Below are 20,417 nucleotides of genomic sequence, written 5' to 3' on the forward strand. Positions count from 1 at the left end.
ACTGCTTCCTGTTCTCGGGAGGGCTTGCGGCCGGGGTGGCCGACTGCCGAGAACAGTGCCGGGACGTTCTTACCGATCACTTGGGTCCGGCTTGTACGCCGCTTGGTCCGACTCCGGGAAGCGACGGGGATCAGCGGCTGGCGTTGTAGACGACGGTGCCGGGATCGCGCCGGACGTGGTCCCGGTACTGCCGGAACGTCCGCAGGGCTCCGTCGCGCAGCACGTCCTGCTCCACGGCCAGCCCGCGGCGCTCCAGCTGGGCTACCCAGTCGGTGACCACCGGGCCCTCGTCGAACCCGGTCAGCTCCTCGAGCTCCGGGCCGTCGCCGGCCACGGCCAGGCGTGAGACCCCGCTCCAGAGAACGGCTCCCAGGCACATCGCGCACGGGCGCCAGTTGACGGTCAGCTCGAGACCGGGGCGCAGCGACCCGAGGTCCCAGCCCCCGGCGGCGACCTGGGCCAGGGAGACGGCGGTGACCTCGGCGTGCATCGAGGAGAGCCCCGAGGAGAGCACGACGTTCACGCCCGCGGACAGCAGCTCACCGGACGGCGAGCAGACGATCGCCGCGAACGGCCCACCGTTGCCCTCGACGTAGTTGCGGTCGGCGAGCGCGTGGACCAGCGCCATCCGCCCCTCGACCGTCGAGAGGTCCTCCCCGGCAGCGTGTTCCGCGACGAACGGCGCGACCCAGGCGGGCAGCTGCGCGCTGAGGGACGTCGGGAGCATCAGAGCGCGCCCGGTGCGCCGCGGAAGATCCGGCCGGAACCCATCACGGTCACCGGTCCGGCGCCGGCGGTCACGAACGCCGAGCGCCCCGGGAGCAGCTGCACGGCGTCGCCGCCGGCCAGGACGGTCACCGCCCCCGACGTGCACAACACCACCTGCGGGCCCGGTACCGGGGTCAGCGCGACCGAGCCGTCGACGTCCAGGCGGCCGAGCCGGAAGTCGGGCACCGGTGGCAGCCAACTGGTCTCGCCGTTGGCGTCGCGCGAGACCACGGCCTGCGCGTACGGCCCGGGGGAGGTGTCGACGACGTGCAGCAGTTCCTGCACGGCGATCGGCTTCGGGGTCAGTCCGCAGCGCAGCACGTTGTCGGAGGCGGCCATGATCTCCACGCCCAGCCCGTCCAGGTAGCAGTGCGGCACCCCGGCGGGCACGAAGATCGCGTCGCCGGGTGCCAGGTCCACGAGGCGCAGGAGCAGCGGTGCGACCACCATCGGGTCGAGCGGGTACAGGTCGACCAGCTTCGCGACCCAGGTGTGCGCCGGGTCGGTGCGGACGTCGTCCGGCAGCCTGTCCAGCGCGGCGGCGACCTCGGCGACCAGCTCGACCCGGTCGGCCTTGGGCCAGGTGATCAGCGTCTCCAGGGTCGCGTGCAGCAGCACCGCGTCGGACTGCCCGCCGGTGGTCAGCGGGGCGGCCACCGCCGACAGTCGCGAGCCGAGCGGCGCCAGCAGAGCCGCGACCTCGGCGGCCGGCCGGAAGCCGAACAGCGCCTGCGTCGGCTCCAGCGCGTGCAGCAGTTCGGGCTTGTGCGCGTCGTCGACGTACGGCGAACCGGCCGTGCCGAACACCTCGCGGGCCCGCGCGGTCGACGGGTGCACCTGCACCGACAGCGGTTTGGCGATGGCCAGGATCTTCAGCAGGAAGGGCAGGCGGTCGCCGAACTCGGCCCGCGTGGCCGCCCCCAGGACCGCCTCGGGAGCCGAGGCGATCAGCTCGGGCAGGCTCACGTCGCCGCCGTCGACCTGCACGGACGACGGTGAGCCCGGGTGCGCCCCCATCCACAGTTCCGCCTCGGGACCGCCCGTGGACTTCCGCCCCTGGAGCCGGGCCAGCGCGGTGCGCGAGCCCCAGTCGTAGTCGCGGACCGGGTTGGTCATGGCCGCCACGGCAGGCGGAGCGTTCATGCCGACGAGCCTACCCGGGGGAGGTCCCGGCGAATCCGAGGGACGGCCCGCCGGCCGGGACGACGAGCGGCAGGTAACCGGGCGGGACGCCGGGCACCTCGCGCACGGGGTGGGGGTCGGCCGGGCCGGGTTCGGCGCGGTCGGCCAGGGCGAGCAGGTCGTCGGTCAGGACGCCGGGGGAGCTGCGCGGGATGTCGTGCCCGGCTCCGGGGTACCAGCTGATCCGGGTCGTGGCCCGGGGCAGCCGGGACAGCGCGCGGGCGATGTCCGCCCGGGTCTGCGTCGCCCAGGCCTCCGTGCGGCCGTCGCCGGGCAGCGCTGCGCACAGCAGGGTCGGGACGGCGATCAGCGGGTACCAGGCGCGGGGATCGGTGGCGCTCGCGTCGGGGCGCGACCAGCCACCGTCCACGCAGGCCACGCCGGCCACCCCGCCCCGGCGGGCGGCCAGCGACAGCGCGACCGCCCCGCCCCCGCCGTGCCCGGCGACGATCGGGGCCCGCCGCCCGCGCAGGTCGAGGACGTCGATCAGGTGCGCGACGTCGTCCGCGGCGGTGTCGACGTCCGGCACCGGGCGCGAGGACGACCCGGCGGTCAGCACGTCGAGGTCGGAGTCGCCGTGGCCGCGCAGGTCGATGGCAGCCACCGCGTGTCCGACCTGGTTGAGCCGCACGGCGACGTCGTGCCAGGTCTGGGAGTCCTGCCCGCGGTCGTGCAGCAGGAGGAACGGTCGTAGCGGTCCCTCGGCGTAGTGCACGGCCAGGCCGGGACCTCCCGCCAGGGGCACCACCGTCAACGAGAGACTACTCAGAGCAGTTATCACACTACGAAGCGTACGCAATCGCCTGCTGGATGGCGGCCGTGGTCTGCGAGATCTCGTGCGAATGCCCCAGGTCGACGACGAACGCGTCCTCCCCGCGCGTGCGGGCGGCGACCGCCTCGATCATCAGTTGGTACGGATTCACCGGCGCGAAGCTCTCCCTGCGCACGGCGCGGTCGGGCGTGGTGATCGTGAGCTCCACCGGCATCCCCAGCGCGGTGAACGCCGGGTCTCCGAAGGCCAGCGTCGCGCCCTCACCGGTCACCGTCACCACCTGGCTGTCCGGGGCGGCGATCCCGCAGCTGATCGCCGCCTGCGCGCCCGGCTCGACCCGGCCCGGGCCGGTGAGCGGAGCGTCGCCCGGCACCCGTAGCCGGGCGCCGAGGTCGACGTCCACGCCCGTGCCGTTGAGCTCGGCCCTCGCCTCGACGACGTCCAGCCGCGAACCCAGCACCAGGTGCACCAACGACAGCGCGTAGCAGCCGACGTCGTACAGCCCGCCCCCGCCGCGGGCCGGGTCGTAGCGGTAGTGCTGCGCGGGGTCGGCGTCCTTCGGGCCGGCGAAGCTGAACTCCGCGGTGACCTGCCGCACCGGTCCGAGAGCGCCCTGGCGGAGCAACTGCTCCAGCCGGCGCGTGCGCGGGTGCCAGCGGTACCAGAAGGCCTCGACCAGCAGCCGGTCGGCCGCCCGGGCCGCGTCGGTCATGCGCTCGACCTCGGCCGGCGTCAGGCCGATCGGCTTCTCGCAGATCACGTGCTTGCCGGCCTCCAGGGCGGCCAGCGTCCAGGGCAGGTGCCCCGCGTTGTCGAGCGCGACGTAGACCAGGTCGACGTCGTCCGCCTCGACCAGGGCGCGATACCCGTCCGCACCCTCGTACGCGCGGCCGGCGGGTTGCACGGCCTCGGCGCGGGCCCGGTCGCGGGCCGCGGCCGACTGGACGACGACGCCCGCCGCCGCGTGCGCGGCCGGGGCCAGGGCCCGCTGGACGATGCCCCCCGCGCCGACGAATCCGAGCCGGACGGGGGTGGGGGAGGTCATGCCGAGAGATTAGTCAGAGCCATCCAGACGCTCCGGTTCGACGTGGCACGCGAACCTGTAAGAATGACCGCCATGCCAGCGACGGGATCCCTGACCCGGCCCCGACTCTTCTCGGGGATCCAGCCCACGAACGACTCGCTCCACCTGGGCAACTACCTCGGCGCGCTGGCCAACTGGGTACCCCTGCAGGCCGAGTACGACGCCATCTACAGCGTCGTCGACCTGCACGCGATCACGCTGCCGCAGGAGCCGGCCGTGCTGCGCCACCGCACCCGGGTGACCGCCGCGCAGTTCCTGGCCGCCGGGATCGACCCGGTCCGCTCGATCGTCTTCTGCCAGAGCCACGTGCCCGAGCACGCCGAGCTGGCCTGGGTGCTGTCCTGCATCACCGGGTTCGGCGAGGCGAGCCGGATGACCCAGTTCAAGGACAAGGCCTCGCGTGAGGGCACCGACGGTTCGGGCGTCGGGCTGTTCACCTACCCGATCCTGCAGGCCGCGGACATCCTGCTCTACGACGCGGACGCCGTCCCGGTGGGTGAGGACCAGCGCCAGCACCTCGAGCTGTCCCGCGACCTGGCCCAGCGGTTCAACCACCGCTTCGGCGAGACGTTCGTCGTCCCGCGCCCCCACATCGTGAAGGAGACGGCGAAGATCGCCGACCTCCAGAACCCCGAGAAGAAGATGAGCAAGAGCCTCGGCGGCAGCGGTTGCCTGGACCTGCTCGACGACCCGAAGGCGTCGGCGAAGAAGATCCGCTCGGCGGTCACCGACGCCGGTCGCGAGATCGCGTTCGACCCCGAGAACAAGCCCGGCGTCTCGAACCTGCTGACCATCCTCTCGGCGCTGTCCGGCACCGACGTGCCCACGCTGGTGTCCAAGTTCGAGGGCGCGGGGTACGGCGACCTGAAGAAGGAGGTCGCCGAGGCCTACCTCGGCTTCGTCGAGCCGTTCCAGGCCCGGGTCGAGGAGCTGATGACGGACGAGCAGGCGCTCGACGACATCCTCGCGGACGGCGCCCGCCGGGCCCGCGCGCTCGCCGCGCCCAAGCTCGCCGAGGCGTACGACAAGGTCGGCTTCCTGCGCGGTCGTCCGTGACGCAGCTACCGCGCGCGGCGGACTCGCCGACCATGAGCATGCCGGTCCGGCCGGCCTCGGCCCAGGACGACCTGGTGACCATCGGCGTCGTCATCGACGTGCCCGAACCGTACGGCGAGGAACTGCAGCGCTGGCGGGCCGACTTCGGCGACCCGCTGGCCCGGGCCATCCCCGCGCACATCACGCTGCTGCCGCCCACCGAGGTGGCCGCGGTCGATTCCGCCGCGATCGCCGAGCACCTGGCCGAGGTGACCTCGCGGCTGCGCAGTTTCGGCGTCCGGCTACGCGGCACCGACTCGTTCCGGCCGGTCTCGCCGGTCGTCTTCATCAGCCTGCTCGACGGGGCGGACGACTGCGACCGGCTGCAGGAGAGCATCCGCACCGGCCCGCTGAAGCGCGAGCTGTCGTTCGAGTACCACCCGCACGTGACCGTCGCCCACCACCTCGACGAGGCGGCGCTGGACCGGGCCCAGACGACACTGGTCGACTACGCCGCCGACTTCACCGTCGACGGGGTCTCGTTCTACGAGCACGGGCCGTCGGGCTGGCGGCTGGAGCGGCGGTTCCTCTTCGGCGACGTGTCGGACTAGGACGTCGGGGGGTCGTGACCGCAGTGGCGAGTCGGGTGGACGAGGCGAAAGGCCTGCTGGAGCGCGCCAAGGCGTCGGTCCCGTGGCGGGCCTGGGAGCGTTACGGCAAGGCGCGCGGGCCGGTGCTCGCGGGCGGCATGGGTTATGCGGCGCTGTTCTCGCTGATCCCGGCCATCGCGGTCGGGTTCTTCGTCTTCGGTTTGATCGTCGGCGACAACGAGGACCTCGAGCTGCGGATGGCGAACGGGGTGAACGACAGCGTCGGGACGCCGGTGATCATCACCCGGGCGGGGGGCCCGGGGATCGTGACCATCGACCGGCTGGTCGGGGGCGGCACTCTGACCATCGCGGGCGTCGTCGGGATCGTCGGCCTGCTGTTCACCGGGTTCGGCTGGCTGGACGCGATGCGCGAGGGCATCCGCGCGATGTTCGGGCAGCCGCCGATGGAGGACAACCCGGTCAAGGGCAAGGGGCGTGACCTGCTGGTGCTGGTCGGCATCGGCCTGCTCGTACTCCTTTCCACCGCGGCGGGTTTCGCGGTCACAGCCGTCACGGGGTGGTTGCTGAGCCCGATCGGGCTGGACGACTCGACGGTCGGCTCGATCGTGCTCGGCGCCCTGAGCGCGCTGGTGGTGCTGGCCGTGGACGTCGGCATCTACCTCTTGCTGTTCCGCACCCTGGCCGGGCTGCACCTGCCCCGCGAGGACCTCGTGGACGCGGCGCTGTTCGGGGGGATCGCGCTCGGGGTGCTCAAGCTGACCGGTGGCCTGCTGTTGCAGGGGGCGACGCACAACAAGTTCCTGGCCACGTTCGGGGTGCTCCTCGGGCTGCTGGTCTGGCTGAACCTGATCGCCCGGGTCACGCTCGTGGCCGCGTCCTGGGGCGCCATCGTGGCCCTCGACCGCGGCCACCTGACCGAGCTCCAGCCGGTCACCGGCACCTTCCCCGTCGAGCGGCTGGAACTCGACGAGCGTCCGGGCGCCTTCCAGCCCGTCGTGAGTCCCCGCGCCGCGGACCGGGTCTCGATCGTCGCCGGGGCCGTCCTCGGCGTCGCCGCGCTGGGCGCCGCGCGCGCCGGTGCCAACGCCGTGCGCGCCGTCCGGGACGCAGCCAGGGACCTCACCACCCGCTGACCCCAGCGCCCGGGCTCACCTGCGGGACGACGACCGCCTCGCCTGGGTGCGGACGATACGCCCGTGTGCTCGACTGGAACGTTCTGCCCCGTAAGAGCCTGCTGAGGGCTGGTTTACGGGGCTGAAGGTTCCACTCGGCGGTTCAGGTGGGGGCGGGTTTGAGTTTGTTGCCCAGGGCGTAGGCACCGAGGCACAGCGTCGTGGACCCGAGGTCGTCGATCACCAGCGTGTTCGCCGGGCCGCCGGGTACGTCGACGAACACCGACCCGAGCCCCTTGGCGAGGTCGAACCGCACGGGGGAGCCCGTCGTCCCCAACTGCACGGTCGCCGAGCCGGCCCGGTTCGTCAGGTAGCTCAACTGCAGCTTCCACCGCCACTCGATCACCCGGCTGGACAGCCGGACGACCAGCCGGCCGTCGGTCGAGCACGTCGTCGGCAGGCTGACGGGCGACGAGTCGACCGCGGCCCTCACCACCCGGCCGTCCTCGGTCACGGTGTAGAGCTCGGCGGCCGAACCGACGAAAGTCGGCTGCTGGTCGAGCATCCTGCTGATGTAGGTGAGCTTGCGGGAGTCCTCGAACGTCGCGGTCATGACCGACTCGGGCAGCGTCTCGTCGGGGAACATCCGGACCGGCCGCGTCCCGCCGTCCGACTGCGAGTCGAGCGAGGAGCGCAGGTTGTCGAAGTAGGTGCGGGTCGGGTTCTTCGTCCAGTGACCCATGTAGGTCTCGCCGGAGACGAGCCCGCCGAGGCTCATCACCAGCACCGTCACCAGGCCGCCGACGGCCACCCGGCCGCCCGTGCCGAACACCCACGAGGGCCCCGGCCGGCCGTTCGGACGGGCGAGCCCGGCATCCAGCCCGGGGCGCAGCGGCATGATGGCCAGACCGAGCGCGACGGCGGCCATCGCCGCCGTGTCGGTGATGTAGCGGGTGTCCCGCCCGATCAGGGGCCCCACGAACCCGAGCCGGGTCCGGGCGACCAGCACCACCGACACCGTCACGAACACCCCCAGCAGCGCCCAACCCCGCCAGGCGCCCGGGTGCAGCCGCGCGGTCAGCACCACCGTGGCCAGGCACACGAGCAGTGCGAGCACGGTCAACGGCCAGACCGGCCCCGGCCACGCGGTCGCGGTGTCGTTGGGGGCCAGCCAGCGCAGGGGCCCGCCGACCAGGCTGGGCAGGAACGACTCCAGCACCATGTACCGGACGAGGGTCAGGTAGTCGCCGAGGCCCGACTTCTGCGGCCCGCCGGTGTCGATCTGCACCCGCCCCAGGTAGGCGACGAGGAAGCCGACCGCGAGCCCCAGCTGCAGCAGCCAGTAGAAGGGGTGGGCCCACAGGGCGCGGAACGGCCGGGTCAGCCAGGTCCCGGACACCTGGTAGGCCACCGCGTACAGCCCGAGCACGACCAGCACGGTCAGCGCCTTCTCGAAGAACAGCAGCCCGAACAGGATCGCCCCGACGGCCACCGCCAGGTCGCGCAGGCGCCCGGTCGCCCAGTAGCCGATGTGCCCGTACAGGGACGCCACCAGCGCGAACGTGACCGGCAGCCACTGCATCGCGGCCGCCCACCACAACGTCGAGGTCAGCGTGACGGCGGTCGCGCAGAACATCCCGAGCGGGACGAGGATGCCCGGCCGGTTACCGAACATCCGGCGCAGCAGCGCCAGCAGCGCCAGGTCGGTCGCGGCGGTCAGCAGCCAGATCGCGGTCGCGGCGGGCCACCAGGTGAGCGGCCCGATCCGGTCGACGAGCCAGGCGATCGCGAACGTGCCCGGCACGAGGTGACCGTTGTAGTCGGCGAACAGCAGGTCGGTGCCGAACGGGCGCCTCGCCAGCGCGAGCAGGTTGAGGTCGTCCTGCCACCACCAGCCCCGGGCCAGCCGGGTCGCGGTCAGGACCAGGTGGACGACGATCAGCAGCCACGCCGTCGGGACCACCCGCAGGCGCAGCACCGTGCCCGCGGGTCCGGAGGTCAGCGGGACGGTGACGACGTCCGCCCCGGCCGGCTCGACCGGGCCCGGGCCGTCGGGCGTGCGCGCGGCCCGCCGCGACCGGTCGCGGCGCAGTTCCGCGCGGCCGGGCGGGGCGCCGGTCCCGGACATCAGCAGGCCCCGGACATCAGTAGTAGAACCTCTCGTGCCGCACCTGCCGGGACCGGCGTTGCCGGAGCACGAGCGAACCGGCGGCCAGGGCCGCGACGAGGACGGCGCCGACGAACACGTACAGCTCGTCGCGGCTCAGACCGAGCCGTTCCAGGCGCACCTGGGCCGCGTTCGCCAACCGGTCGGCCAGCGGAGCCTGCTGCGCGCCGGCCAGGTGCGGGACCGCCTGCGGGGCGGCGTCTTCCGTCCCGGCACCGAGCTCGCCCGGCTGGACAAGGGTGCCCACCGGGGTGACCTGCGGGCCGTACCGGAACGCCCAGTCCAGCATCGCCGTGGCGCCCGTGAAGATGGTCGCGCCGCCGGTGTGCATCATCACCACGAGGTAGCTGTGCCCGCCCCGGCTGGCCGACCCGACGAACGAGGCCTGCGCGGCGACGGTGTACCCGTTCTTCACCCCGGTGGCGCCCTGGAGCGTGCCGAGCAGGTGGTTGTGGTTCTGGGTGGAGAACCGGTCCCGCGACTTCCCGAACGACTTGCCCCGCCCCGGGAACGCGTACTGCCGGGTCGTCATGACCTTGGCCAGGTAGGGGTTCTGCAGCGCGGCGGCTCCGGCCAGCGCCAGGTCGTAGGCGCTGCTGGTCTGGCCGGGGGCGTCGAGACCACTGGTGGTGCGCGGCACGGTGTCGAGCGCGCCGAGGTCCCGGGCGACGGCCTGCAGCTTGGCCACGGCCGCGGCCTGCCCGCCGGACAGCTGCCCGAGCGCGTGCGCGCAGTCGTTGCCGCTGCCCATCAACAGGCCGTGCACCAGGTCGTCGACCGTGTACCTCGAACCGGGCACCAGCCCGACCTTCGTCCCGTCGATCGCGGCGTCGGCCGGCTTGGCCGTGTACACCTGCCGGGGGCTCAGCTCGGTGGCCAGCGCCAGCGCGGTGAAGATCTTCAACGTGGACGCCGGGGCCAGGCCCCGGTGCGCGTTGCGCGCGGCCAGCACGGTGTGGTTCGTCAGGTCGGCGATCAGCCAGGACGTCGCCTTGGGCACCTTCGGGGCCGGGACGCCGCCGGGCCGGTCGAGCTGCGTGCCCGCCACTCCCAGCCGCTCGCCGCCGACGGTGAGGGACGTGCCGGGCCCCGAACCGTAGGTCGGCGTGGGGGTCGGGGTGGTCGTCGTCCCGGCGAGTGCGGGGGCCCCGGTGAGTGAGGCGCCGATCAGCAGGCAGGCGACAAGCACACACCGCCCGCTGTTGCGCATGGGGCCAGAGACTACTGGCCCGCGTTGCGCAGTGTGATGAGCTCGCGATAGCGGGCCAGAACTTCGTCACCGTGCGCCTGCGCGGCCCGGCGCTCGAACCCGGAACGGGCCGCGAGACCCGCCCAGCGCCGCCGGTCCGCGTCGTCGACCAGCTCGCGGACGCAGCGCGTGAGACCGCGCGCCGTCCCGTCGTGCAGCAGGCCGTCGGGCCGCGGCCGGTCGACGTCCTCGCCCGGTCCGGCGGGCCGCACGACCGGCACTCCGCTGGCCAGCGCGCGCAGCACGCCCGGCGCGTCCGCTCCCGTCCCGAGGTAGAGGTCGAGCGCGGCGAACGCCTGGGGGGAGTCGCCGACCACGACGCTGCGCACGCCCGGCAGCTCGCCGAACCCCAGCTCCGGGGCTCCGTCGTGCCCGATCACGACGCACGACTCGTCGGCGTCCCACCGGGCCCGGAAGGTGCGCGCCCCCTCGCCCGCGCGCAGCCCCGGGTGGAAGCGGTCGCCGTCCACCCCGAGCCCGGCGTACGCGACGCGCGGCACGCCGAGGGCGGCGAACCGGGCCAGGCCCGCGCTCGAGCCGACGAGCGTGAGGTCGACCGCCGAGTGCACCCGCCGCTGCCAGGCGGACCGCAGCGGGCGGACCAGCCGCGCGCGGTCGTCGTCCCGGCAGACCGCCAACGTCGGGACGCCGAGCTGACCGGCCGCGGTGAGGGCGGCGGCCCCGAGCAGGACGGGGGACGCCAGGTGGACGACGTCGGGCGCGAAGCTGGCCAGCGTCCGCATCACCGTGCGGGTCGGCAGCCCGACGCGCACGCCGGACAGCCGGACGCCGGGCACGGTCACGACCGGGGCCCCGGCCACGCTCCCGGGGGCGCAGCGGCCCCCCGCCGGGGCCGGGCAGAGCAGGACGGCGTTGTGACCGCGGGCCCGCAGGTGTTCCAGCAGCCCGACGACGGCCCGGGTGGCGGCGAAGCCGGGGCGCAGCGGCTCGGTCTCGAACGTCTCGGCGACGACGGCGACCCGCAGGCGGCGCGGGCCCCCGGCGTCGGCGTGGGACTCCAGTTCCGGACGGACAGATAGATCCGACATGTCCGTCAGCGTCCGTGGCGCTCATGATGTGACCGTGAACGAGGGGCGTCTCGCGGGTGATGATTCCCGGGCCTCCAGACGCCGACCTGCACTTCCTTCTACTCTGGGTGACGTGACGTCCGATTCCTCCCGCGGCCGGCCGCCCCTCGTGCCCGGTTTCCACGCCATCGTCCCGGCGGGCGGTGCGGGCACCCGGCTGTGGCCGCTGTCCCGGCAGGCCAGCCCCAAGTTCCTGCTGGACCTGACGGGGTGCGGCCGGACGCTGCTGCAGCAGACCTGGGACCGCCTGCTCCCGCTGGCCGGGTCCGACGGCATCACGCTGGTCACCGGGGTGGCCCACCAGGACGCGGTCTGCGAGCAGCTGCCCGAGCTCTCGGCCGCCAATCTGCTGGCCGAGCCCAGCCCGCGCGACTCGGCCGCGGCGATCTGCCTGGCCGCCGCCGTGATCGCCCGCCGGCACCCCGACGCCGTGGTCGGCTCGTTCGCGGCCGATCACGTGATCCGTGACGAGAAGGCGTTCCAGGCCGCCGTGGTGGAGGCGGTGACCGCGGCCCGCTCGGGCGAGATCGTCACGCTGGGCATCCAGCCCGACCACCCGTCGACCGCCTTCGGGTACATCCGGGTCGGGGAGAAGCTCGAGATCCCGGGGACGTCGACGGCGCACCGGGTCGAGGCGTTCGTCGAGAAACCCGACGCCGACACGGCCGCCTCGTACCTGCACGAGGGTGGCTACCGGTGGAACGCGGGCATGTTCGTGGCCCGCGCCGACGTCCTGCTGGCCGAGCTGGAGCGCAACCGGCCCGAGCTGCACGCGGGTGTGCTGACGATCGCCGAGGCCTGGGACAGTCCTGAACCCGGCGGGCGTGACGCCGCGATGGCCGCGCACTGGCCGGAGCTGGAGAAGGTGGCGATCGACTACGCGATCGCCGAACCGGCCGCCGCCGCGGGCCGGGTCGCGGTCGTGCCGGTCGCGCTGGGCTGGGACGACGTGGGCGACTGGGCGTCGCTGACCGCGCTGCTGCCGGGGGACGCCGCGGTCAAGGTCGTCGGGGACGCCGCGCAGGTGGTGGACGTCGACGCGTCCGGGATCGCCGTGCCCGCCGGTGGGCGGCTGCTCGCCGTCCTCGGCCTGAAGGACGTCGTCGTGATCGACACGCCCTCGGCCGTACTGGTCACCACCCGCGAGTGGGCGCAGGACGTGAAGAAGGTCGTCGAGACGCTGGGCGAGCTCGGGCGAAACGACCTGCGCTGAACGGGGGGTGAACCCTCGTCGGCCGCGGAGCGCGAGTACCGTGCCGACGTGGCCTCGCACGCCCCCACCGTCGAACCCCTGCTCGAGCCGTACCTGCCGGAACTCCTGGAGCTGCGGCGGGACATCCACGCCCATCCCGAGCTCGGCTTCCACGAGTCCCGCACCACCCAGCTGATCGCGCAGCGCCTGGAGCGCGCCGGACTGCTGGTCAGACGCCTGCCCGGCACGGGCCTGCTGTGCGACATCGGCACGGGGGGTCCGGTCGTGGCCCTGCGCGGCGACCTGGACGCGTTGCCGCTGGCCGAGGAGACGGACGTCCCATGGGCCTCGACCACGCCGGGGGTCTCGCACGCCTGCGGGCACGACGTGCACGCGACCGCCGTCCTCGGGGCCGGCCTGGCGCTCGCCGACCTGAACCGGCGCGCGCCGCTGCGCGGTCGGGTCCGGCTGATCTTCCAGCCCGCCGAGGAGCTGATGCCCGGCGGCGCCCACGACGTCATCGCGCACGGTGGGCTGGACGAGGTCGAGCGCGCGTACGCGCTGCACTGCGACCCGCACACGGACGTCGGGCTGGTCGGGTCGCGGGTCGGGCCGATCACCGCGGCCGCCGACCAGATCACCGTGCGGCTGTTCGGCCAGGGCGGGCACACGTCGCGGCCCCAGCTGACGGAGGACGTGGTATTCGCGCTCGCCCAGGTGGTGACCGGCGTCCCGGCGGTGCTGTCGCGGCGGATGGACCCGCGCTCGGGCGTCGCGATGGTCTGGGGCCGGATCAATGCCGGCCAGGCCCCGAACGCGATCCCGGCGCGGGGCGAGGTGGCCGGCACGTTCCGGTGCCTGGACAGCTCGGTGTGGACCGGGGCCGCCGCGCTGATCGGCGACGCGGTGCGCGAGATCGTGCAGCCGTACGGGGTGCGGGCCGAGATCCAGCACGTGCGCGGCGTCCCGCCGACGGTCAACGACGCGACGTGCGTCGAGATCGCCGAGGCCGCGGTGCGGGCCGAGCTGGGCGAGGACACGGTGGTGCTGACCCCGCAGAGCCTGGGCGGCGAGGACTTCGCCTGGATCCTGGAGAAGGTGCCCGGTGCGATGCTGCGGCTGGGCACCCGGACGCCGGGCGGGCACACCTACGACCTGCACCGGCCCGACTTCGTCCCCGACGAGCGGGCGCTGGGCCTGGGGGCGCGGACCCTGGCCGCCATCGCGGTGCGTGACCTCGAAACACACGCTCGGTCCTGATACCGGTCACGGTTCGGCCACTGTTGGCGGTGCGCCCGCGGAGGGTCACAGGCAACGGCTAGATTTCCGGCGGGAGCGGGTCCTCCCGCTCTTTCCTGCGCGTCAAACCCCGCAGGACGTCGGATCTTCAGGAGGTACCGGTGCGCCGGTTCAGCCATGTGGTCGCGGCAGCGGCCGTAGTCCTGCTCGCCGCCGCGTGCGGCAGCAGCAGCAGCGGGGGCGACACGGGGTCGTCGTCGGCCCCGGCGTCCGACGTGAAGGTGGGCCTCGCCTACGACGTCGGCGGTCGCGGTGACCAGTCGTTCAACGACTCGGCGGCCCGCGGTCTCGACAAGGCCAAGTCCGAGCTCGGCATCACCGCCAAGGAGCTCGAGGCCAGCAACGGTGAGACGGACGCCCAGAAGGAGGAGCGGCTGCGGCTGCTCGCCCAGGGCGGCTACAACCCGGTCATCGCGGTCGGGTTCGCCTACGCCACGGCGCTCGGCAAGGTCGCGGACGAGTTCCCGGACACCAAGTTCGCCATCATCGACGACTCGTCGCTGAAGAACACCAACGTCACCAGCCTGGTCTTCGCCGAGGAGCAGGGCTCGTTCCTGGTCGGCGTCATCGCGGCCAACGCCTCGAAGTCCGGCACGATCGGCTTCATCGGCGGCGTGAACACGCCCCTGCTGCAGAAGTTCCAGGCCGGGTACGAGGCGGGCGCCAAGGCCGCCAAGCCCAGCATCAAGGTGCTGAGCAAGTACCTGAGCGAGCCGCCGGACTTCTCCGGCTTCAACGACCCGGCCAAGGGCAAGACGACCGCTGCAGGCATGCTCGACGACGGCGCCGACGTGGTCTACGCCGCCGCCGGTGGGTCCGGCTCGGGGGCCTTCGAGGCCGTCGCGGCCAAGAAGAAGTGGGCCATCGGCGTCGACTCCGACCAGTACCTGACGGCGGCCGCCTCGGTGAAGCAGTACGTGCTCACGTCGATGCTCAAGCAGGTCGACGTGGCGGTCTTCAACTACATCAAGGCCGACGTCGACGGCTCACCGCTGACCGGCGTCCAGACGTTCGACCTGAAGGCCGACGGGGTCGGTTTCTCGGAGTCCAACCCGGCCGTGAAGGACTACACGACGGGCGTCGAGGACTTCGAGAAGAAGATCACCGACGGTTCGCTCAAGGTTCCCACCACCCCGTGACCATCCCGTCGCGGGCGAATGTGCGGTACCACTGACGCATGACGCAGCAACCGGTCGAGTCGGCCGGGGTGGCCTCCCCCGAGGAGGCCGCCCCGGCCGTCCGGCTGTCCGGGATCACCAAGCGGTTCCCCGGCGTCGTGGCCAACCACGACGTCGACCTCACCGTCCGCCCCGGCACCGTGCACGCGGTGGTCGGGGAGAACGGGGCGGGCAAGTCCACGCTGATGAAGACCCTCTACGGCATGCACCGGCCGGACGAGGGCACCGTCGAGATCGACGGCGAAGAGGTCGTGCTGCACAGCCCGGCCGATGCCATCGCCCGCGGCGTCGGCATGGTCCACCAGCACTTCATGCTGGCCAGCAACTTCACGGTGCTCGAGAACATCGTGCTCGGCGCGGAACCCCGGAAGGGGTGGCGGCTCGACCGGGCCGCCGCGCGGGCCAGGATCCGCGAGATCGGTACCCGCTACGGGCTGCCCGTCGACCCGGACGCGAAGGTCGAGAACCTCGGCGTCGGCGACCGGCAGCGCGTCGAGATCATCAAGGTGCTCTACCGGGGCGCCCGCATCCTCGTGCTCGACGAACCCACCGCCGTGCTCGTGCCGCAGGAGGTCGACGAGCTGTTCGACGCGCTGCGCGGGCTCAAGGAGCAGGGCCTGTCGATCATCTTCATCTCGCACAAGCTCGACGAGGTGCGCGCCGTCTCCGACGAGATCACGGTGATGCGCCGGGGGACGACGGTCGCCAGCGTGAAGCCCGGCGAGGTCACCTCCCGGCAGCTCGCCGAACTCATGGTGGGTAGCGAGCTGCCCTCGCCCGAGACGGCTGAGTCGACGGTGACCGACCGGCCCGTGCTACGGGTCTCGGGGCTGGACGTCACCGACGAGACCGGGCGCGCGCTGCTGTCCGGCATCGACCTGACCATCCACGCCGGTGAGGTGCTGGGCATCGCCGGGGTCGAGGGCAACGGCCAGGGCGAGCTGGTCGAGGCGCTGATGGGCATGCGCCCGGCGGCCGCCGGGCGGATCGAGCTGGCCGGGGACGGTGGTTCCCTGCAGGACGTCACCGTCTGGTCGACCCGGGCCCGCCGGATCGCCGGCATGGGCTTCATCCCGGAGGACCGGCACCGCCACGGCCTGGTGCTGGAGAGCCCGCTCTGGGAGAACCGCATGCTCGGGCACCAGACCCGGCCGCCGAACAGCCGCCGGGGGCTGCTGACCCGCCGTCCGGCCCGCGCCGACACCGAGCGGATCGTGGCGGAGTACGACGTGCGGACGCCGTCCGTCGACGTCCTCGCCTCGGCGCTGTCGGGCGGCAACCAGCAGAAGCTGATCGTCGGGCGCGAGATGAGCGACGGCCCGCGGCTCCTGATCGCCGCCCATCCCACCCGCGGCGTCGACGTCGGCGCGCAGGCCGCGATCTGGGAACTGCTGCGGCAGGCCCGCGCCGGGGGGCTGGCTGTGCTGCTGATCAGCGCCGACCTGGACGAGCTGATCGGCCTGTCCGACACGCTCAAGGTGATGCTGCGCGGGCGCGTCGTGGCCGATGTCGACCCGGCGACGGCCACCCCTGAGCAGCTCGGTTCGGCCATGACGGGGGCTGACGGTTCGGAGGACGTCGCGTGAACCGCTGGCGCAGTATCGGCATCACCCTCGCGGCCCCCGCGCTCGCGATCGTCCTGTCCCTGGTCATCACCTCGCTGGTACTGCTCACCACGGGGACGTCGCCGTTCAGCACCTACCGGACGATGCTGAACTACGCGGCCGAGCCGCGGACGACGACGCTGATCATCAACTCGGCGATCACGTACTACTTCGCGGCGCTCGCGGTGGCCGTCGGGTTCCGGATGAACCTGTTCAACATCGGCGTCGACGGGCAGTACCGGCTGGCGGCCATGCTGGCGGCCGCGTTCGCCGGCAACGTCGACCTGCCGAAGCCGTTGCACGTCGGGCTCACCCTGGTCATCGCCGTGCTGGTGGGTGGCGCCTGGGCGGGGATCGCGGGGCTGCTGAAGGTGTACCGCGGGGTCAGCGAGGTGATCTCGACGATCATGCTGAACTTCGTGGCCACCGGCGTCGTCGCCTACCTGCTCACCCCGGGGCGCCTCGCGGTGCGGACCGAGGGGTCCAACAACATCGGCACGAAGGAGATCCCACCGTCCGGGCAGGTCCCCGGGCTCGGTCTGGTGCCCGACTCCCAGCTGAAGGTGTACGGGCTGGGCGTCCTGGCGGTCCTGGTCGGGTTCGGGTTCTGGTTCCTGCTGGAGCGCACCCGGTTCGGCTTCGACCTGCGGGTCACCGGCTCCAACGAGGAGGCCGCGGTCGCCAGCGGGGTGAGCGTCCGGCGCATGGTCGTGATCAGCATGCTGATCTCCGGCGGCGTCGCCGGCCTGGTCGGCATGCCCGACCTGCTGGCCGTCGACGGGGCGGGCAGCTACTCGCTCGACTTCCCGGCCGGCATCGGCTTCACCGGCATCGCGATCGCGCTGCTCGGCCGGAACACGGCGGTCGGGGTCGCGATCGGTGCGCTGTTGTTCGGCTTCCTGGACAGCTCCTCGTTGATCCTCGACCTCGAGGGAGTGGCCAAGGAGATCGTGCTGATCACCCAGGGCGTCATCGTGCTGTCGGTGGTGGTCGCCTACGAGATCGTGCGCCGCTACCGGGTCCGCGCCGAACAACACGAGGTGGGCCGCGCCCTGGGCCGGACGACCCCGGCCGAGGAGGTGGCGGCATGAGCGCCGAGACCGTCACGACCGCGACCTCGGCACCCGGCCCGGCACCTGCCGCCCCGGTGTCGCGCGCCCGTCGTTACCGGCTCCTGCTGTTCGTCGCGCTCGGGCTCGTCGTGCTCTCCGCGGTGCGCGTCATCGCCGGCGCCAACGACCTCACGTCGTCCGGAACAATCTCCGCCGCACTGGGTCTCGCAGTACCGATCGGGATGGCCGGGCTCGGCGGTCTGTGGGCCGAACGCGCGGGCGTCGTGAACATCGGGCTCGAGGGGATGATGATCCTCGGGACGTTCGGGGCCGGCTGGATCGGCTGGCAGCACGGCCCCTGGGCCGGCCTGGTCGCCGCCGTACTGTTCGGTGCGGTCGGCGGTCTCGTGCACGCGATCGCCACCGTCACGTTCGGCGTCGACCACATCGTCTCCGGTGTGGCGATCAACATCATGGGCCTGGGCCTGACCCAGTTCCTCGCCTCCGAACTGCTGGCCGGGACGCCGGGGGGCGGCGAGTCGCAGTCGCCGCAGATCGGCGACCTGCCCAACCCGTCGCTGCCGGGGGCCGACGCGCTGCTCGGGCCGATCGAGCGCACGCACTGGTTCCTGGTCTCCGACGTGGCCGGCATCCTGCGCGGGCTGACGACGAGCGTGCCGATCCTCGCCGTGCTCGCCGTGCTGCTCGTGATCGGCAGCTACGTAGTCCTCTGGCAGACCCCGTTCGGCCTGCGGCTGCGCTCCTGCGGCGAGGACCCGTACGCCGCCGAGTCGCTGGGCGTGAAGGTCTACCTCTACAAGTACGTCGCCGTGCTCGTCTCGGGTGCGCTGGCCGGGTTCGGCGGCGCGTTCCTGGCCATCACCGCGGCCGGCATCTACCGCGAGGGGCAGACCGGCGGCCGTGGCTACATCGGCCTGGCCGCGATGATCTTCGGCAACTGGCGGCCCGGTGGGCTGGTGGCCGGGGCCGGGCTGTTCGGCTACACGGACGCCATGCAGTTGCGCAACGCGGCCGCCGTGCACGCCCTGCTGCTCCTGCTGTTCGCCCTACTGCTGGCCCTGGCGGTGCGTTCCGCCGTGCAGCGCTCGTGGGTGGCCGCGGGCGTCGGGCTGGTGACCTCGCTCGGCAGCCTCTACTGGTACCTGAACACCGACACCCTGCCCTCGCAGGTCACGTTCATGGCGCCCTACCTGACCACGCTGCTGGTGCTGGCCCTGGCCTCGCAACGCCTCCGCATGCCCGCCTCCGACGGCCTGACCTACCGCAAGGGCGGCGAACGCTAGAGATCATCGCCGCTGCCGGGTCTCGCCGAGCGGAACTCGGTGAAACCCGGCAACGGCGGCGATCACCCGCCGGCGCCGCCCAGCACCGCCGCGATCAGCGCCGGGTCCAGCGGGCCGGTCTTCCCGGTCAGGATGCAGATGTAGATCGGCAGCGTGACCACCGGTGGGGTCACGACCGGTGGGGTGACCGGCGGCGTCGCCGGGTCCGTCGGGCTCGTGGTCGGGCTCGTGGTCGGGCTGATGGTCGGGCCGGACGACGGGCTGTCCGTGGGGCTGGCCGTGGGACTGGCCGTCGGGCTGTCCGTCGGCGAGGCGGGTGCCGTGGGCGGCCCGTTCAGGTCGTCCGTCGGGCTCGCGGTCGGGGGAACAGTCGGCCCCTCGCTCGGCCCCGTGGTCGGGCCGTCCGTTGGACCGGTCGGACCGGTCGTCGGACCGGTGCCCTCCGACGGGTCCCACGTCGGCAGGGTGGTCGGGGGCGGAATGGAGGCGCTGTGGCTCGGCTCGTCGGTCGGCTCGGCCGTGGGTCGGGTGCTGGGGTCCAGCGACCAGGTGGGTTCCGGCGACGGTGACTCGCTGGGCTCGGGCGTGGCCGACTCCGACGGCGAAGCCGTCGGTTTCCCGGTGACCGACGCGCTCGGCGAGGGGCTCGCGGAGGCGCTCGGCGTCGTCCCCGGGCCTGCGCCCGAGCCCGGGTCCGGCTGGGCGGCGATGCCGGTCAGCGCCTTGACGTAGGCGTTGCCGGCGGCCGGGTTGGTGCCGGTCGGGTAGAGCGCGGAGCGGATGTAGGCGGCCGGCTCGTTGAAGTACGACTCGAAGGCGACGCGGTCGGCGTTCGCGGCCAGGAACGCGAGCAGTCCCGCGATGTAGACGGCGTTGTCGCCGCCCGCGTGGCCCTGCCACTGGCAGCCGCCGCCGTCGCAGGCGACGCCCCACTCGGGGACGGCGAACTTCTTGCCGTTGGCCTTGGCGTAGGCCAGCGAGTCGGCGAGGCCACCGGGCCCGACGAGCTGCTGGCCACCGGCCCGCAGCCCGTTGGCGGGCCATGAGTCGTAGATGTCGATCGCGTACACGTCGACGAGGCTCTTCACAGCCTGGAAGACGTCGCGCGAGGAGGTGCCGGTCTGGTCGCCGCCCCAGTTCGGGTTCCACACGATGCGCAGGCCCGGCGCGACGGAGTGCATGGCGTTGACGGCCCGGGTGAACGCGGCGATCCACTCGGTCCGGTTGGCGGCCGTGACCTTCCAGTACTGGCCGATGTTCATCTCCCAGCCGAGCCGGACGTACGCGTCCGGGTCCTTGTCGGCGAGCTGCTGGGCGAAGGTGCGCCACTGGCCGTCGGCGTTCGCGCTCACGTCGCTGCCCTGCGGCCACAGGGGCACGGCGGCGACGATGTCGCCCTTGAAGCCCTTGGGGATGACGCTGTCGGTGAGGTACCAGGCGCTGTTCATGGACGCCCACGAACCGCGGTCGGGGAAGACGCTGATGTTGTCGACGGGGCGGCGCCGCCAGGTGCCGAAGGCCATCGCCTCGTCGGCGGAGTGCTCGGCGTAGACGCCGCTCGACCACGGCAGGCCGGAGGCGTGGGCGGTCGAGGCCGGTGCGGAGGCCGCGATGAAGGCGATGGAGCCGGTGCCGAGTACGGCTACGGCGAGGGTCGTGACCCAGACGCGACGTGCGAATCGGCGCAGCGAGCGTTTCCAGGCAGGTCGCATGGTGAATC

Annotated in this window: 17 protein-coding genes; 9 read left to right on the forward strand and 8 right to left on the reverse strand. The window is 72.9% G+C overall.

What is annotated here, in order from left to right; all coding sequences use genetic code 11:
* Positions 1–130 precede the first annotated feature (130 nt).
* Genes ACIB24_RS14360 through ACIB24_RS14375 form a run of 4 tightly spaced genes read right to left on the reverse strand, consistent with a single transcriptional unit; the run spans position 131 to position 3,767 of the window.
* Positions 131–727: a nucleoside deaminase gene (locus tag ACIB24_RS14360; protein WP_398281466.1), complete on the reverse strand. Its 597-nt coding sequence runs from the start codon at positions 725–727 to the stop codon at positions 131–133.
* Complete coding sequence (gene manA, locus ACIB24_RS14365) at positions 727–1,911, reverse strand: mannose-6-phosphate isomerase, class I (RefSeq protein ID WP_398281469.1); 1,185 nt, start codon at positions 1,909–1,911, stop codon at positions 727–729. The genes ACIB24_RS14360 and manA overlap by 1 nt, the downstream gene beginning before the upstream one ends.
* Positions 1,912–1,921: 10 nt before the next feature.
* Complete coding sequence (locus tag ACIB24_RS14370) at positions 1,922–2,698, reverse strand: alpha/beta fold hydrolase (RefSeq protein WP_398281908.1); 777 nt, start codon at positions 2,696–2,698, stop codon at positions 1,922–1,924.
* 34 nt (positions 2,699–2,732) lie between these two features.
* On the reverse strand, positions 2,733–3,767 hold the full coding sequence (locus ACIB24_RS14375) for a Gfo/Idh/MocA family protein (protein WP_398281472.1): 1,035 nt from the start codon (positions 3,765–3,767) through the stop codon (positions 2,733–2,735).
* 63 nt (positions 3,768–3,830) lie between these two features.
* Here ACIB24_RS14375 and trpS point away from each other — a divergent pair, with 63 nt between their 5' ends.
* From trpS to ACIB24_RS14390, 3 genes are read left to right on the forward strand one after another with little or no spacing between them, the layout of a single operon-like run.
* A complete protein-coding gene (trpS, locus tag ACIB24_RS14380; RefSeq protein ID WP_398281475.1) occupies positions 3,831–4,862 on the forward strand; it encodes a tryptophan--tRNA ligase in 1,032 nt (343 codons plus the stop codon).
* Positions 4,863–4,900: 38 nt separating this feature from the next.
* On the forward strand, positions 4,901–5,452 hold the full coding sequence (locus ACIB24_RS14385) for a 2'-5' RNA ligase family protein (protein WP_398281911.1): 552 nt from the start codon (positions 4,901–4,903) through the stop codon (positions 5,450–5,452).
* Positions 5,453–5,466: 14 nt separating this feature from the next.
* Positions 5,467–6,585, forward strand: coding sequence for a YihY/virulence factor BrkB family protein (locus tag ACIB24_RS14390; protein WP_398281478.1), 1,119 nt, complete (start codon positions 5,467–5,469; stop codon positions 6,583–6,585).
* Between the two features lie 142 nt (positions 6,586–6,727).
* Here ACIB24_RS14390 and ACIB24_RS14395 read toward each other — a convergent pair whose 3' ends face one another.
* The 3 genes from ACIB24_RS14395 to ACIB24_RS14405 are packed head-to-tail and all read right to left on the reverse strand — an operon-like array spanning position 6,728 to position 11,029.
* Positions 6,728–8,692 (reverse strand): hypothetical protein, encoded by a 1,965-nt coding sequence (locus tag ACIB24_RS14395; RefSeq protein ID WP_398281481.1) that lies wholly within the window; start codon positions 8,690–8,692, stop codon positions 6,728–6,730.
* Between the two features lie 16 nt (positions 8,693–8,708).
* Positions 8,709–9,941 carry a D-alanyl-D-alanine carboxypeptidase family protein gene (locus tag ACIB24_RS14400; protein WP_398281484.1) on the reverse strand — a complete coding sequence of 411 codons (1,233 nt, stop codon included), beginning with the start codon at positions 9,939–9,941 and terminating at the stop codon, positions 8,709–8,711.
* Between the two features lie 11 nt (positions 9,942–9,952).
* Positions 9,953–11,029 (reverse strand): glycosyltransferase, encoded by a 1,077-nt coding sequence (locus ACIB24_RS14405; RefSeq protein WP_398281487.1) that lies wholly within the window; start codon positions 11,027–11,029, stop codon positions 9,953–9,955.
* Between the two features lie 112 nt (positions 11,030–11,141).
* Between ACIB24_RS14405 and ACIB24_RS14410 the strand changes: the two genes are divergently transcribed.
* From ACIB24_RS14410 to ACIB24_RS14435, 6 genes are all read left to right on the forward strand, one after another.
* The gene (locus ACIB24_RS14410; protein WP_398281490.1) at positions 11,142–12,281 is read left to right on the forward strand and encodes a mannose-1-phosphate guanylyltransferase; all 1,140 of its coding nucleotides are present in this window, start codon (positions 11,142–11,144) and stop codon (positions 12,279–12,281) included.
* 48 nt (positions 12,282–12,329) lie between these two features.
* Positions 12,330–13,520: an amidohydrolase gene (locus ACIB24_RS14415; RefSeq protein WP_398281493.1), complete on the forward strand. Its 1,191-nt coding sequence runs from the start codon at positions 12,330–12,332 to the stop codon at positions 13,518–13,520.
* Positions 13,521–13,660: 140 nt separating this feature from the next.
* Positions 13,661–14,698 carry a BMP family protein gene (locus ACIB24_RS14420; protein WP_398281495.1) on the forward strand — a complete coding sequence of 346 codons (1,038 nt, stop codon included), beginning with the start codon at positions 13,661–13,663 and terminating at the stop codon, positions 14,696–14,698.
* Positions 14,699–14,736: 38 nt separating this feature from the next.
* Positions 14,737–16,323, forward strand: coding sequence for an ABC transporter ATP-binding protein (locus ACIB24_RS14425; RefSeq protein ID WP_398281498.1), 1,587 nt, complete (start codon positions 14,737–14,739; stop codon positions 16,321–16,323).
* A complete protein-coding gene (locus tag ACIB24_RS14430) occupies positions 16,320–17,432 on the forward strand; it encodes an ABC transporter permease (RefSeq protein ID WP_398281501.1) in 1,113 nt (370 codons plus the stop codon). The genes ACIB24_RS14425 and ACIB24_RS14430 overlap by 4 nt, the downstream gene beginning before the upstream one ends.
* A complete protein-coding gene (locus ACIB24_RS14435) occupies positions 17,429–18,697 on the forward strand; it encodes an ABC transporter permease (protein WP_398281504.1) in 1,269 nt (422 codons plus the stop codon). Before ACIB24_RS14430 ends, ACIB24_RS14435 begins: the two co-directional genes overlap by 4 nt.
* Before the next feature lie 62 nt (positions 18,698–18,759).
* Here ACIB24_RS14435 and ACIB24_RS14440 read toward each other — a convergent pair whose 3' ends face one another.
* On the reverse strand, positions 18,760–20,409 hold the full coding sequence (locus tag ACIB24_RS14440; protein WP_398281507.1) for a hypothetical protein: 1,650 nt from the start codon (positions 20,407–20,409) through the stop codon (positions 18,760–18,762).
* Between the last annotated feature and the right edge of the window lie 8 nt (positions 20,410–20,417).

The sequence above is a fragment of the Spongisporangium articulatum genome, assembly GCF_044465595.1.
Classification (GTDB): Bacteria; Actinomycetota; Actinomycetes; order Actinomycetales; family Kineosporiaceae; genus Spongisporangium; species Spongisporangium articulatum.

Excerpts from the sequence above, each read along its gene's own strand:
- ACIB24_RS14405 (WP_398281487.1), bottom strand. The coding sequence starts at position 11,029 with ATGTCGGATCTATCTGTCCGTCCGGAACTGGAGTCCCACGCCGACGCC.
- ACIB24_RS14385 (WP_398281911.1), top strand. The coding sequence starts at position 4,901 with ATGCCGGTCCGGCCGGCCTCGGCCCAGGACGACCTGGTGACCATCGGC.
- ACIB24_RS14425 (WP_398281498.1), top strand. The coding sequence starts at position 14,737 with ATGACGCAGCAACCGGTCGAGTCGGCCGGGGTGGCCTCCCCCGAGGAG.
- manA (WP_398281469.1), bottom strand. The coding sequence starts at position 1,911 with ATGAACGCTCCGCCTGCCGTGGCGGCCATGACCAACCCGGTCCGCGAC.
- ACIB24_RS14435 (WP_398281504.1), top strand. The coding sequence starts at position 17,429 with ATGAGCGCCGAGACCGTCACGACCGCGACCTCGGCACCCGGCCCGGCA.
- ACIB24_RS14400 (WP_398281484.1), bottom strand. The coding sequence starts at position 9,941 with ATGCGCAACAGCGGGCGGTGTGTGCTTGTCGCCTGCCTGCTGATCGGC.
- ACIB24_RS14360 (WP_398281466.1), bottom strand. The coding sequence starts at position 727 with ATGCTCCCGACGTCCCTCAGCGCGCAGCTGCCCGCCTGGGTCGCGCCG.
- ACIB24_RS14375 (WP_398281472.1), bottom strand. The coding sequence starts at position 3,767 with ATGACCTCCCCCACCCCCGTCCGGCTCGGATTCGTCGGCGCGGGGGGC.
- ACIB24_RS14395 (WP_398281481.1), bottom strand. The coding sequence starts at position 8,692 with ATGTCCGGGACCGGCGCCCCGCCCGGCCGCGCGGAACTGCGCCGCGAC.
- ACIB24_RS14440 (WP_398281507.1), bottom strand. The coding sequence starts at position 20,409 with ATGCGACCTGCCTGGAAACGCTCGCTGCGCCGATTCGCACGTCGCGTC.
- trpS (WP_398281475.1), top strand. The coding sequence starts at position 3,831 with ATGACCGCCATGCCAGCGACGGGATCCCTGACCCGGCCCCGACTCTTC.